General features: G+C 70.0%; 13 protein-coding genes. 4 read left to right on the top strand and 9 right to left on the bottom strand.

All coding sequences use genetic code 11. The features are described 5' to 3' along the window. Nucleotides 1-51: 51 nt before the first annotated feature. Nucleotides 52-861, bottom strand: coding sequence for an alpha/beta fold hydrolase (locus ACFXIV_RS25365; RefSeq protein ID WP_379400083.1), 810 nt, complete (start codon nucleotides 859-861; stop codon nucleotides 52-54). A gap of 639 nt (nucleotides 862-1,500) precedes the next feature. Here ACFXIV_RS25365 and ACFXIV_RS25360 point away from each other — a divergent pair. Continuing rightward, nucleotides 1,501-2,025: a hypothetical protein gene (locus ACFXIV_RS25360; RefSeq protein WP_379400084.1), complete on the top strand. Its 525-nt coding sequence runs from the start codon at nucleotides 1,501-1,503 to the stop codon at nucleotides 2,023-2,025. Here ACFXIV_RS25360 and cbiE read toward each other — a convergent pair. Beyond that, nucleotides 2,022-3,266: a precorrin-6y C5,15-methyltransferase (decarboxylating) subunit CbiE gene (gene cbiE, locus ACFXIV_RS25355; RefSeq protein ID WP_379400085.1), complete on the bottom strand. Its 1,245-nt coding sequence runs from the start codon at nucleotides 3,264-3,266 to the stop codon at nucleotides 2,022-2,024. The two genes, ACFXIV_RS25360 and cbiE, sit on opposite strands and share 4 nt — an antisense overlap. Then, a complete protein-coding gene (locus ACFXIV_RS25350; protein WP_379400086.1) occupies nucleotides 3,263-4,024 on the bottom strand; it encodes an SDR family NAD(P)-dependent oxidoreductase in 762 nt (253 codons plus the stop codon). Before ACFXIV_RS25350 ends, cbiE begins: the two co-directional genes overlap by 4 nt. A 67-nt stretch (nucleotides 4,025-4,091) precedes the next feature. On the opposite strand from ACFXIV_RS25350, the gene ACFXIV_RS25345 reads away from it, so the two are divergent. Both ACFXIV_RS25345 and ACFXIV_RS25340 read left to right on the top strand, forming a co-directional pair. Next, on the top strand, nucleotides 4,092-4,514 hold the full coding sequence (locus tag ACFXIV_RS25345; RefSeq protein ID WP_379400087.1) for a PPOX class F420-dependent oxidoreductase: 423 nt from the start codon (nucleotides 4,092-4,094) through the stop codon (nucleotides 4,512-4,514). A gap of 85 nt (nucleotides 4,515-4,599) precedes the next feature. Continuing rightward, a complete protein-coding gene (locus tag ACFXIV_RS25340; RefSeq protein WP_379400088.1) occupies nucleotides 4,600-5,763 on the top strand; it encodes a serine hydrolase domain-containing protein in 1,164 nt (387 codons plus the stop codon). 17 nt (nucleotides 5,764-5,780) lie between these two features. Here ACFXIV_RS25340 and ACFXIV_RS25335 read toward each other — a convergent pair whose 3' ends face one another. After that, nucleotides 5,781-6,908, bottom strand: coding sequence for a M24 family metallopeptidase (locus ACFXIV_RS25335; protein ID WP_379400090.1), 1,128 nt, complete (start codon nucleotides 6,906-6,908; stop codon nucleotides 5,781-5,783). 279 nt (nucleotides 6,909-7,187) lie between these two features. On the opposite strand from ACFXIV_RS25335, the gene ACFXIV_RS25330 reads away from it, so the two are divergent. Next, nucleotides 7,188-8,156 (top strand): 5'-3' exonuclease H3TH domain-containing protein, encoded by a 969-nt coding sequence (locus ACFXIV_RS25330; RefSeq protein WP_379400092.1) that lies wholly within the window; start codon nucleotides 7,188-7,190, stop codon nucleotides 8,154-8,156. On the opposite strand, the gene ACFXIV_RS25325 is transcribed toward ACFXIV_RS25330, so the two are convergent. The 5 genes from ACFXIV_RS25325 to tatA form a co-directional block, all read right to left on the bottom strand. Further along, nucleotides 8,157-8,564: a hypothetical protein gene (locus ACFXIV_RS25325; RefSeq protein ID WP_379400093.1), complete on the bottom strand. Its 408-nt coding sequence runs from the start codon at nucleotides 8,562-8,564 to the stop codon at nucleotides 8,157-8,159. Nucleotides 8,565-8,718: 154 nt separating this feature from the next. Further along, nucleotides 8,719-9,447, bottom strand: a complete 729-nt coding sequence (locus ACFXIV_RS25320; protein ID WP_379400094.1) for a DUF4333 domain-containing protein — start codon at nucleotides 9,445-9,447, stop codon at nucleotides 8,719-8,721. Between the two features lie 112 nt (nucleotides 9,448-9,559). Next, nucleotides 9,560-12,256 carry a DEAD/DEAH box helicase gene (locus ACFXIV_RS25315; protein ID WP_379400095.1) on the bottom strand — a complete coding sequence of 899 codons (2,697 nt, stop codon included), beginning with the start codon at nucleotides 12,254-12,256 and terminating at the stop codon, nucleotides 9,560-9,562. A gap of 3 nt (nucleotides 12,257-12,259) precedes the next feature. Continuing rightward, nucleotides 12,260-13,234 carry a twin-arginine translocase subunit TatC gene (gene tatC, locus ACFXIV_RS25310; protein ID WP_379400096.1) on the bottom strand — a complete coding sequence of 325 codons (975 nt, stop codon included), beginning with the start codon at nucleotides 13,232-13,234 and terminating at the stop codon, nucleotides 12,260-12,262. A 134-nt stretch (nucleotides 13,235-13,368) separates the two neighbouring features. Continuing rightward, on the bottom strand, nucleotides 13,369-13,638 hold the full coding sequence (gene tatA, locus ACFXIV_RS25305) for a Sec-independent protein translocase subunit TatA (protein ID WP_354832182.1): 270 nt from the start codon (nucleotides 13,636-13,638) through the stop codon (nucleotides 13,369-13,371). Nucleotides 13,639-13,647 lie beyond the last annotated feature (9 nt).

The following is a 13,647-nucleotide window of genomic DNA, read 5'->3' as shown; positions in this document are numbered from 1 at the left end:
CGAACTCGTCGGCCTCTGACCTCGGCTGCACCGTTGCCCGACGCCCGCCGGTCACGGCGTGTTGCCGATTTCGAGGGAGGCGAGGATGTCGGCCGCACGGTCGACGAACAGCAGGTGGCCCGCGCCGGGCACGAGGTGCAGCCGGGCGTCCGGGAGCGCCGCGGCGAGCCGGCGGGCATCGTCGGCGGGGACATTGCCGTCGGCCTCCCCGTGCCAGACCTGCACCGGCACGGTCACGTCGGACAGCCGGAATCCCCATTCGCGGGTGAAGACCAGGCGAATGTCGGAAGCGAAACCACGGCTGCCCTGCTCGAAACTGCGCCGCAGATTGGCCTCCAGCTTGTCGGCCAGCTCGGGATCGCCCTCGACCCGCTTGCGATCCACGTCCGCCATCTGCGCGACCAATCCCGCGACCCCCTTCCGCCGGCGGATCACCAGCGACATCTCCATCGCCATCGGATACACCAGAAAAGGGGCCCGCCGCAGGACATTCAGCCCCCGCCGACGCCGGCGCGCCACCGGATCGAGGTCCGCGGCGTCGGCCTGTTCACCGAGCGGCGCGGGCGCGGAAATGAGCGCCACACCCGTTACCCGGCCGGGCAGCCCAGCCGCGACCGCCAGCGCAAAGGGCCCGCCGCCGCTCACCCCGATGACCCCGAATCGCCCCAGCCCCAGCCGATCCGCCAGCGCGGCCACCGTGCCGACCCAGTCCGCCACCCGCGCCCCCGCCGGCAGCGACGATTCCGCCATTCCGGGCCGATCGACCGCGATGACGCGAATTCCCGCCGCCACCCCGGCCGCATCGAAAGCCTCACCCTCCAAATGTGTTCCAGGTACGCCGTGGCAGTACAGAACCGGCATTCCCTCTCCCGCACCGTACTCGGCACAGCTCACCCGGCACTGCGGCAAAGCAATCGTTCGCGACCCAGCGGCACTCACGCCGAGCAGCCTAGGCCAAACCCGGCCCCCGCAGGTCGAGCAACCATGTTCCACACCTGCCGGGTCGCGACGACCTCACCTGGTTCGAGAAGGACAACCGGTATCACCCGCTGTCCCACGGTCGGGTGGACGGTGCGCCGCTGGGAGGCGCGCACTCCCCTGGGGCTCACCTTCGCCGAACTCGTGGCCCGGCGGCTTTGCAGGGATCCTTCGGGCCCTGCTGCGGCGGATCTTCCGCCCCGAGCGATCTCCCCGCTACAGATTCACGACGTCTGACCTGTGTTGTTGCCAGATCTGCGGAACGCCTGGACTATCGAAGGGACGGGCTCGACGTGGTCGAGAAGTGTTGGGGCAGGGTGGCCCACGAGTGCCATGTGGTGAAACTCAATGGGCTGGCCCGTGTGTCGCTCTTGTGCCACTGTGCCGGACCGGCCCACAGCGAGATGGTCGCCGCCGAATGAGCGAATACATGGCAATCGCTGTGTGGTGCCGTTGCACCGCCTCGCTCTGTGCCCGGCACCGAGCCCGGCAATGGAATTCGGCACGGAAGGATCGAAGGCGATGACCGACATGACGATCGACCCGGCGGCCGCGCGTACCCAGTTCGCCCGCCCCGGGGCGGCGGCGCCCGCACCGATACCGGCGCGCGGCGAAATCTCCGGCCCGGCCGCCGTCTGGCAGCAGGCGAAAACGGTGCTGGTGACCCGGACCACCGGCCCGCGCCGGCTGGTCACCGTGCCGCGGCTGGTGGTCCCCATCGGTGACAACGGTCTCGCCTTCCGGACCTCGTCGTTCTCCACCGAGGCCGAGCAACTCGCCGAGGACGGCCGGGTGCTGGTGCAGCCCGGCGACTGGCGCGGCAATCCCAAACTCGGTTCCCGCCAGCTCCAGGGCACGGCCCGCCTGCTGAGCACGGGCACCTTCGTGCCCCGGGTGCAGGCCGAGATCGAGGCCAAGTACGGGTGGCGCACCGCCCTCGCCCGGGCCGCGCACCGTCTCGCCAACGGGAACGCGCCCTACGGCAACCTCATCGTGCTGGTGACCGTGTTCGAACCCGGCCCGATCGCCCTGCCCCCGGTCGACTAGCCCGCTGCCGCACGGGGTTTCACGACCGACCACTGGGTCACCGGCAGCTGTGGCCGCCAGGCGGTGAAGCCGCCCAGCGGCTCGGCCCGATACACCTGGAAACGACGCAACGCACCGCCGTGCCGCTCGGCCAGGCTCAGTAGCAGCACATCGGATTCGGCGGTCACCGCGCTCGCGACCAGGCGGCCCCCCGGGCGCAGCCGCTCCCAGCAGGCGTCGAACATGTCGTCCTGGGTGAGCCCGCCGCCGATGAACAGCGCGTCCGGCGCGGGCAGGTCCGCGAACGACTCCGGGGCCGCGCCACGCACCTCGACACCTGGAACACCCAGGGCCGTGGCATTGGCCGCAATCTGCTTGCGGCGGCTCTCCATTCGCTCGAAGGCGACGGCGCGGCAGGCCGGGTTCGTGCGGCACCACTCGATGGCGATGGTGCCCGAACCACCCCCGACATCCCACAGCAGCTCGCCCGGCGCAGGCGCCAGCGCCGCGAGCGTGAGCACCCGCACCTCGGCCTTGGTGAGCTGGCCGTCCCCGCCGTACACCTCGTCGGGCAGGCCCGGCATCCGCGTCAGGCGCAACGAAACCCGGTCGGCGACACCGTCGATGGCCACGATGTTCAGCGCATCTCCGGCCGGGTGGTCCCACCGCGCTGCGGTGCCGCGCACGATCCGCTCGTCCGGCCCGCCGAGCTGTTCCAGCACCGTGAGCGCCGACCCGCCGAAGCCATTGCGCGCCAGCAGCTCCGCGACCTGCGCCGGAGTGTGCTGGTCGGAGCTCAGCACCAGCACCCGGCGCCCGCCGGACAACTCCGGGAGCACCGTCTCCACAGGCCGCCCGACCGCGCTCACCACCGGCGTCTCGTTGAGTGCCCAGCCCAGCCGTGCACATGCCAGCGACGCCGACGACGGCGACGGCAGCACCCGCAGGGCCTGCGCCCCAAGCAGTTTCGTCAAGGTCACGCCGATACCGAAGAACATGGGGTCGCCGCTGGCCAGCACACCGAGCCGCCGCCCCGCGTACCGGTCCAGCAGCCCCGGCAGCGCGGGCACCAGCGGCGAAGGCCACGGCACCCGCTCCGCCCGCGCCGCATCCGCGGAGATCAGCACCAATTGCCGAGCGGAGCCCAGCAATACCTCACATGCGGCGATCTCGCGCCGCGCCGCGCCGCCCAGACCGTCCCAGCCGTCAGCACCGATCCCGATCACCGGAATCGGCATCAACGGGCGTGAGGTTCCGGTCATCGCGGCATCCGCCGCCACACCGAGTGCGGCACATAGCGCATGGCCACGAACAACAGCCGAATCCGCCGCGGCACCGCCACATCCCGCACCCGCCGATACAGCCCCGCCACCACCGCGTCGGCCACCTGATCGGGTGTGCTCGACAGCGGCGCGGGCTCCATCCCGGCCGTCATCCGCCCGATGACGAATCCGGATCGCACCATGAGCAGGTGAACTCCGCTGCCGTGCAACGCCATCTGCAACCCGGACGCGAAGCCGTCCAGGCCGGTCTTCGCCGAGCCGTACACGTAGTTCCCGCGCCGCACCCGCACACCCGCGATGGAACTGAACACCACGATCTGACCGTCGCCCTGCTCCCGCAGCAGATTCGCCAGACTGGTGAGCACGCTCACCTGGGCGACGAAATCGGTCAGCACGATCTCGACCGCGTGCGCCGGATCCTCCTCGGCCCGAGCCTGATCCCCGAGAATCCCGAATGCCACCACCGCCACGCCGATGCGCCCGTGCTCGGCGATGATCTTCTCCAGCAGCGGCTGGTGCGACGCCATGTCGTCGGCGTCGAACTCGACGCAGTGCACCGCCGCCGCCTCGGCGATCAGCAATTCCTTCGTCTGTTCCTGTAGCTGGTCACTGCGGCGCGCCGCCAGAATGACCACCCGGCCGGGCGACAGCCGTCGCGCCACCTCCAGCCCGATCTCACTGCGCCCGCCGAGCACCAGCACGACGCCCTTGTCGACGTCCCGCGATCCGAAACCCATGGCCCACAGTTTGCCACCCGGGGACCACTGTCCGGTGCTCCCGAGGCCGGATTGCTAGCGTCGGATCATGACCAGCACCGCCGCACGCCCCGAACTGTCGCCCGCCGCCGCCGACTTCGTCGCCGAACGCCACCTCGCCACCCTCTCCACGCTGCGCGCCAACGGCACCCCGCATGTGGTCGCGGTCGGGTTCACCTGGGATCCGGAGGCCGGCATCGCGCGCATCATCACCAATGACGGGTCGGTCAAGGTCAACAATGTGCGGCGCTCGGGCTACGCGGTGGTGAGCCAGGTCGACGGCCCGCGCTGGATCACCCTCGAGGGTCCCGCCACCGTGCTCGACGACGCGGATTCGGTGGCCGACGCGGTCGAGCGCTACGCCGGGCGCTACCGGCAGCCACGGGTGAACCCGACCCGCGTCGTGATCGCCATCGATGTGCAGCGCGTGATGGCCAGCAGCGTCTTCAAGGGCGACGCCGCCGGGCACTGACACCGATCCCGGCTGGTGCGCGACCGATTACTTTGCGGCGCACGGCACGTCCAATCTCTCGAGTGCGCACCAGAGAGGGAGAGCCATGTCCACGCTCCGCGAAGTGTTGCAGGCACACGTCGACGACGGCGGTGTGCCCGGCGCGGTCGGCCTGATCGCGCGGGGCGACCGGGTGGAGACCGCCGCCGTCGGCCTGGCCCACGCGGGCGGCACCGTCCCGATGACCGCGGATTCGCTGTTCCGCTGGGCGTCGATCACCAAACCGCTGACCGCAGCGGCCGTGCTGATGCTCGTCGAGGACGGGGTGATCGGGCTGCACGACCCCATCGCCCCGTGGCTGCCCGAACTCACCCACCCGCGCGTGGTCCGCACCCCCGGCAGTCCCCTCGACGAGGTGGTGCCCGCCCATCGCCCGATCACCGTCTTCGACCTGCTCACCTCCCGAGCCGGCTACGGCTGGGCCTCCGATTTCGAGCTGCCCGCGGTCCAGGCGCTGTTCCCTGTACAGCGAGACGGCCGGGAACCGCAGAGCTACCCGTCCATGGACGAGTGGCTGGCCGAGCTGGCCGCACTGCCCATGCTGGCCCAACCGGGCACCGCATGGCTCTACGACACCTGCTCGGTCCTGCAGGGCGCACTCGTCGCCCGCGCCTCCGGCCGAACCTTCCCCGACTTCCTCGCCGAGCGGCTGTTCGAACCACTCGGCATGCGGGACACCGGTTTCACCGTCCCCGCCGCCCACCGCGACCGCTTCACCAGCTACTACCGCCGCGGCGACACCGGCCTCGAACTGGCCGACGCCCCCGATGGCCAGTGGAGCACGCCACAGTCCTTCCCGCTCGGTCACGGCGGCCTCGCGGGCACCGCCGGCGACTGGCTCCGCTTCGCGCGCCTGCTGCTCGCCGACGGCGTCACCCCGGAGGGCCGGAAACTGCTGTCCGCCAATGCGGTTCGCCTCATGACCACCGACCACACCACCCCGGCCCAGCGCGCCCACGGCGATCTGTTCCTGGAGGGCCAGGGCTGGGGCTGCGGCGGCACGGTCGACATCGCCCGGCTGGAACCGTGGAACGTGCCGGGCCGCTACGGCTGGGTCGGCGGCACCGGCACCTGCGCCCACATCATCCCGGCCAGCGGCACCGTCACCATCCTCCTGACCCAGGTCGGCGTCGACAGCCCGACCCCAGATACGACCATGCGCGACTTCTGGCGCTACGCCGCCACTTTCGACGCCGACGCTGCCCACTGACCCGGAATCGGGTGGGGTTATAGGCGGGTCAGTCCGTGGGGGCGGTTGTTCATCGACTCGCAGCCGTCCTCGGTGACGATCACGATGTCCTCGATGCGCGCGCCCCAGGCCCCCGGGAAGTAGATACCCGGCTCGATGCTGAAGGCCATGCCCGGTGCCATGACCAGATCGTTGCCGGCCACGATGTAGGGCTCCTCGTGCACCGACAGTCCGATGCCGTGGCCGGTGCGGTGCACGAAGTAGTCGGCCAGCCCGGCAGCGGCGAGCACATCGCGGGCGGCGGCGTCGATGGATTCGGCGGTGACGCCCGGGCGCACGGCGGCGACCGCGGCGGCCTGGGCGCGTTCCAGTTCGGCGAACTGCGCGGCCACCTCCTCGCTCGGCTCGCCCAGCACGTAGGTGCGGGTGGAATCCGAGAAGTAGCCGGGCTCGACCGGACCGCCGATATCGATCACCACCACGTCACCCGGGTCGATCACCCGGTCCGACACCAGGTGGTGCGGGTCCGCGCCGTGCGGGCCGCTGCCCACGATGACGAAATCGGCCTCGGTGTGGCCCTCCTCGACAATGGCGGCCGCGATATCCGCGCCCACCTCGGCCTCGGTGCGGCCGGGACGCAGGAACTCGGCCATGCGGGCGTGCACCCGGTCGATGGCCGCGCCGGCCCGGCGCAGGGCCTCGATCTCACTGGGGTCCTTCACCATTCGCAGCTCCCGCAGCAGCGGGGTGGCCGAAACCGGTAGCGAGCCAAGCCGATCGGCAATGGGCAGCAGGTGCAGGGCGGGCATGACATCGGTGACCGCCACCCGCGCACCGGCATTGAGCACGTTCCGCACAATGCGATACGGGTCCACCCCGTCCACCCAGTCCACGATCTGCAACCCCAGCTCACCGGCCGCCGATCCCTTCAGCGAGGCCAGCTCCAGCTTCGGGATCACCACCGAGGGCGTCTCCCCGCTGGCCGGGATCACCAGGCACGTCAGCCGCTCGAAGGACTGCGCCCGCGAACCCATCAGGAACCGCAGGTCCGGACCCGGTGTGACGAGCAGCGCGTCCAGATGCGCATTGCGCGCCAACCGCGCCGCCCGCTCCAACCGCGTCCCGTAGACCTCCGCCGCGAACCGTGACTCGTCATGAGAGCTCATGCCCATCGACGCTACTCCCCAACCCCCGCCACCCTCCAGCCACCGACGAACTTCGCACCCCACCACTCTGTCCCACCACCGGAACGCACCCCGACACCGCTGCGGCCCAGTACGTTTCGATCCTCCCGCGAATGCCATGGTGTTCCGGCCGCACCAGCACGCCACCACGCCGATTCCGATGAGCAATCCACCGGCTGGGGCGGGGCATGAATTCCACTGCCCCGACTCCTTCGCCGCGCTGCGCGGACCTGTCGGCCGGTCCCGGTAGGGTCGACCGCTATGAGCACCCCTGCCGCCGGTCCGCTGCTGCTGCTCGATGGGGCCAGTCTGTGGTTCCGGGCGTTCTATGCGATCCCGGAGAAGATCACCGCACCCGACGGGCGGCCGGTCAATGCGCTGCGCGGGTTCACCGACATGGTCGCCGCGCTGGTCAAGCAGCATGCGCCGAGCCGGTTGGTGGTGTGCCTGGACCTGGACTGGCGGCCGCGTTTCCGGGTGGACCTGCTGCCGTCGTACAAGGCCCATCGGGTGGCCGAGGATGCCGGCGAGCCGGTCGCCGGAGTCGTGGCCGAGGAAGTGCCGGACACCCTCACCCCGCAGGTCGACATGATCATGGAGGTGCTCGAGGCCGCCGGCATCGCGACCGCCGGGGCCGAGGGCCTGGAGGCCGATGACGTGATCGGCACCCTGGCCACCCGGGAGGGCACCGACGAGGTGATCGTCGTCAGCGGCGATCGAGACCTGCTGCAGCTGGTCCGCGACACCCCGGCACCCCCGGTGCGCGTCTTCTACGTCGGCCGCGGCCTGGCCAAGGCGGAGCTCTGGGGTCCGGCCGAGGTCTCCGCCAAATACGGTGTGCCGGAAGAGAATGCGGGCCCCGCCTACGCCGATATGGCCACCCTGCGCGGCGACGCCTCCGACGGCCTGCCCGGCGTCGCGGGCATCGGCGACAAGTCCGCCGCCCAGCTCATCTCCCGTTTCGGCTCGGTGGAGGCCCTGCGCGCCGCGGCCGCCGACCCGGACTCCGATCTCGCCAAGGGTGTGCGCGCGAAACTCGTTGCCGCCGACGACTATCTGAAGGCCGCGGCCCCCGTCGTCCGGGTCGTCCGGGATGCCGACGTCGCACACTCGGGCCCGGACCTGCTGCCCGTCACTCCGGCGGACCCGGATCGGCTCGCGGAACTGGCCACCGCCTACAACGCCGAGAACCCGGTCAAGCGGCTCATCACCGCCATGGCCAAGCGCTGATCAGTGTCGTAGCGGGCCCACGGGCCAGGTCTCGGGCTTGCCGTCGAGATCGGTGATGGCGGCCTCGGTGAAATAGCCGTCCTGCAGATTGCGCAGGGTGATGTGGGTGGTACCGGTGGCGGTGTTCCCAGCGGCGCAGCTCGGCTGACACACGCGCCGGTACTCGGTGCCGTCGCCCTCGGCGGTGCCGGGACCCCAACTGCTCCAGGTGATGTCGCGGACGCTGAGCCCGCCGTCGCCACACGCCAGCACCATGGCGGCCGGCTGCACATCGGCCTTGTTGGTAATGCAGTCGTTGACCACGGGACCGGTTGCCTTGGCGCCCGCGAACGGCGCGGACGCCAGCCCGGCGCTCGCCACGGCCACCACGGTCGCGGTCCAGCCCACGATACGAACAGTCGAATTCATCTTGCCCCCCGATCACGATCAACGAGAAGATTTCGGCCCACTGTACTCGTCAGCGACGATTAGCCAACCCCTGGCAAACGCGAGAGCCCGGCCGCGATCGTCCGATCACGCCCGGGCCCAACACAATTGCCCAGTTTCCCCCGCCCGGAAAAAATCAGCTGGGGCGGCCGACCTCGTAGGTGCCGTCATCCTTGGTGATCTTGATGGTCACCTTCTTGCTCTCGCCACCCACCTTGAGGGTGCAGTCGAAGGTCTTGTCGACCTCGACCTTCTGACCCGACGGGCAGCTCACGTCCTGGACGTCGTCGATGCCGTAGGAGTCCTTGAGCACCTTCTGCACCCCGGACTGCACGGCCTTGTTGTCCAGCTGGTCCTTGCTCAGCAACCAGGCCAGACCACCACCGGCCGCGGCCAGCACCACCACGACGGCGGCCACGATCCCGATGATCAGACCGGTCTTCTTCTTGCCCGCGGGCGGCTGCTGCGGCTGCGGCCACTGCTGGCCCGCCTGCTGGTTCCAGTCCTGCTGACCAGGCTGTCCGGGCTGACCCTGCTGCGGCCACTGCGGCTGCGACTGCCCCCACTGCTGCTCGCCCTGCGGCTGCTGCCACTGCGGCTGGCTCTGCCCCCACGGCTGCTGCACCGGCTGCTGCGGCTGCGACTGCCCCCACGGCTGCTGCGGCTGGCCCTGCCCCCACTGCTGGGCCGGCTGCTGCTGTTGCGACGGGTCGCCCCACTGCGTGGTCGGCTGCGCGGGCTGCTGGCCACCCCACTGCTGAGTCGGTCCGGCGCCGGGCGCGGGCTGCTGGCCGCCCCACTGCTGCGTCGGATCGTTGCCTCCCCCTTGACCAGGGGCGTCATTCGGTCCGTACGGGCCGCTCATCTGCTTGCCTCCAATAGCAATCCGTTGTACTCACGCTAGCCCCCCGAGCGGGAACACGCTCGTGTTCCCACTGCGGTCGGTACATCCAAGAATCAAAGCACAGTCGTATCTACTACGCCGCGTCCACGGCTACGACACCCCGGCGGATGGCCCGCACCGCCTTGCTCGCGGTGGCCGCCACCTCAAGGTCGTCGGCGGTGCTGTGAATCTGGTCCAGCAGATCGATGACCTGGCGGCACCAGCGTACGAAATCGCCCGCGGAGAGCGGGTTTCCGCGATCACCGCTGGCGAGCAGCGCATCGGCGAGATCGTCGCCGCGAGCCCAGGTGTAGACACCCGTGACGAAACCGAGGTCGGGTTCCCGGGTGGGCTGCACCCGGTGCCGGGACTCGTCGGCGCGCAACTCCGACCACACCCCGATGGTGGCGTCCACGGCCCGGCGAATCGGCGCGGTCGGGCCCGAAGCGCCCAGGTAACCGCCCTCCTGCCGGGATTCGTACACCAGGATGGACACCACCGCGGCCAGCTCGGCCGGGCCGAGCCCGCGCCACAGCCCCTGCCGAAGGCTTTCCGCCACAACCAGATCCGCCTCGGCATAGATGCGGGCCAGGCGGCGGCCGTCCTGGGTGACCTCGCCGTGCTCGACGTAGCCGCGCTCCTCGAGCAGCCCGAGGATGCGGTCGAAGGTGCGTGCCAGGGAGTTGGTGGTGGCCGCCACCTGCTGGCGCAGGTGCTCGGTCTCGCGCTCGACCCGGTTGTAGCGTTCGCCGATACGCGCCAGCTGTTCCCGGTCCGGCCGCGAGTGCGCCGGATGATTGCGCAATGCCCGCCGCAGCGTCTGCAGCTCGCGGTCGTCGGCGGCCTTGGACTTGCCGCCGCCCTGCCCCCCGCGCCGGGGCGCGGTGATGCCGGTGCTGCGCAGCGCGGACGCCAGGTCACGGCGCACCCGCGCGGTGCGGTGGTCGACATGCTTGGGCAGCCGCAGCCGGCCCAGCGATTCGGCCGGGGTCGGGAAGTCGGCGGCCGAGACCCGGCCCGCCCACTTGTCCTCGGTGAGTACCAGCGGACGCGGATCACCCGGTGTCGCATCGGGTTCCAGGATCACGGCCAGACCCTGGCGGCGTCCGGACGGAATCACCACCACGTCCCCGCGCCGCAGCGCGGTGAGCGCCGACACCGCGGCCTGCCGCCGGTCGGTGCGGCCCTGCCGTTCCAGGTGCCGCTCCCGGTCCCGGATGCGGTCGCGCAGCTGGACGTATTCGAAGAAGCTCTCGTCACCGAGCTGCGAGCGCAGCTTGCGGAGCTGGGCCTCGTTGCGTTCGATGCCCCGCACCAGGCCCACGACCGACCGGTCGGCCTGGAACTGGGCGAAGGACCGCTCCAGCAGCGCCCGCGACTCCACCGCGCCCATGCGATCGACCAGATTGATCGACATGTTGTAGCCCGGCCGGAACGACGACCGCAGCGGATAGGTCCGCGTCGAGGCCAGACCCGCCACCGCACTGGTGTCCACCTCCGGCTGCCACAGCACCACCGCATGGCCCTCGACATCGATCCCGCGCCGCCCGGCACGCCCGGTGAGCTGCGTGTACTCCCCCGGCGTCAGCTCGGCGTGGCTCTCGCCGTTGAACTTCACCAGCCGCTCGAGCACCACGGTCCGCGCCGGCATATTGATGCCGAGAGCCAGTGTCTCCGTGGCGAACACGGCCCGCACCAGCCCGTGCACGAACAGTTCCTCGACCGTGTGCCGGAAGGCAGGCAGCATGCCCGCGTGGTGCGCGGCGAAACCGCGGTGCAGCGCCTCGCGCCACTCCCAGTACCCGAGCACCTCGAGGTCACTGCGCGGCAGGTCACCGGTGTGCTTCTCGATGATGGCGTCGATCTCCTCGCGATCGTCCTCACGCGAGAGATCCAGCCGCGAGCGCACGCACTGTGCCAGTGCCCCATCGCATCCGGCGCGGCTGAAGATGAACGTGATCGCCGGCAGCAGCCCCTCGTCGTCGAGCCGGGCGATCACCTCCGGCCGCGGCATGGGCCGGAACGAGCGCCGCGGCCCGCCGCGACCCCGCCCCGGCACCGCCCAATTGTCCATCCGGTCAACGGCTTCGCGGTGCTTGATGTAGCGCTGCAGGTCCCCGTCCACGATCACCTTGGCGTCGCTGGACTTCGGGTCGAACAGGTCGAACATGCGCCTGCCGACCATGACGTGCTGCCACAGCGGCACCGGCCGGGTCTCGTCCACGATCACCGCGGTGTCACCGCGCACGGTCTCCATCCACGCGCCGAACTCCTCGGCATTGGAGACCGTCGCGGACAGGCTGACCAGGCGCACCTCCGGCGGCAGGTGCAGGATGACCTCCTCCCACACCGCGCCGCGGAAGCGATCGGCCAGGTAGTGCACCTCGTCCATGACGACGTACGAAAGCCCGCGCAGCGCATCGGAACTCGCGTACAGCATGTTGCGCAGCACCTCGGTGGTCATCACCACCACCGAAGCATTGGGGTTGATGGACTGGTCACCGGTCAGCAAGCCGACCTCGTCACGACCATAACGTTCGGTGAGATCGGCGAACTTCTGGTTCGAGAGCGCCTTGATGGGCGTGGTGTAGAAACACTTCCCGCCCGCGGCCAGTGCCAGATGCACCGCGAACTCGCCGACCACGGTTTTGCCGGCGCCGGTGGGCGCGCAGACGAGCACACTGTGCCCGCCCTCGAGCGCCTCACACGACTGCCGCTGGAACGGATCGAGCTCGAATTTCAGTTCGGCGGCGAATGCCGCCAGTTCGCCAGTAAGCGACCTTGATGTCACTTTTCAGAGAGTATCGGAGTAATCCGACACGCCTCGCGTTGTTTTCTCGAGCGGTGCGGCAACCACCGGTTCCGCGGTCGGCACCGGAGTCGGTGCGTCGACACCGCCGGGCGCGGTGTCCAGCGGGGACGCCTCGTCGTCGGCCAGCTTGTCCCAGGCCTCCGCATTGCGGGCCCGGCGCTTGTCGTTGAGGCGCGCGAACTGCACCGCGATCTCGAACAGCAGCGTCAGCGCGAGCGCCAGCGACAGCATGGAGATCGGGTCCTGCGGGGTCACGATGGCCGCGAACACGAACAGGCCGAAGATCAGTCCGCGCCGCCACTTGGTGAGCCGCTGATAGGTCAGCACCCCGAGGAAGTTCAAACCCACGATGAGCAAAGGGGTTTCGAAGCTGACGCCGAAGATGACCAGCAGCTTGATGATGAAGCTGAAGTACTGCGCACCGCTGAGCGCGGTGATCTGCACGTTGTTGCCGATGGTCATCAGGAAGCTGAGCGCGTGGGCGACCACCCAGTACGCCAGCACCGCACCGGTGACGAACAGCGCCGCGCCCGCCGCCACGAACGAGATCGCGTACTTGCGTTCCTTGGCGTACAGACCGGGCGTGATGAACGCCCACAGCTGATACAGCCAGAACGGGCTGGCCACCACCACACCCGCGGTGGTGCCGACCTTCAGGCGCAGCGTGAACTGCTCGAAGGGCGCGGTCGCCAGCAATCGGCAGGCGCCGTCGGTGCTCAGATTGGCCCGCGAGGAGGCGGGCAGATCACAGTAGGGACCGCGCAGGATCTCACCGAGACTCTCGATCCCGAAGATCGAATGCGAGTACCAGAAGAACCCGAACAGGGTGCCGATCGCGACCCACGCCAGCGCGATGAGCAAGCGCCTGCGGAGCTCCGAGAGGTGCTCCACCAAGGACATGGTGCCGTCGGGGTTCGTGCGGCGCTTGCTGCGCCGGGGATCGAACGGGATGCGCATGTGTGTGTGACTGCCTCCGCCTTGCGGCCAAAGAAGACGCGGGCGCGACTGCACGCCCCTGAAGATCCGGAGAAACCGGACCCGGACAACGCCTCATCCGGGATGAGCGGCGCTCATCCCGGCTGGTCGTGGCCTCAGGCCTTCTGCTGGTCGTTCGGCTGCGGCGTGGGCTGCACCGGCTGGGCGGGCGGCAGCTGGGCCGGCGGCTGCACCGGCTGGGCCTGGGCCTCGGGAGCGGCCTCGCCCGTCTTGCCCTCGTTCTGCATCTGGCTGACCTCGGTCTTGAAGATGCGCATCGAGCGACCCAGGCTACGGGCCGCGTCGGGCATGCGCTTCGAACCGAAGAACAGCAAGAAGATCAGCACGACGATCAGCAAGTGCCACGGGCTGATGGCGCCTGTCATTCCATTACC

It is taken from the genome of Nocardia sp. NPDC059236 (assembly GCF_042754085.1).
Classification (GTDB): Bacteria; Actinomycetota; Actinomycetes; order Mycobacteriales; family Mycobacteriaceae; genus Nocardia.
Note: the sequence above shows the minus strand (reverse complement) of the source record. Positions and strands in the feature narration are given on the sequence as shown.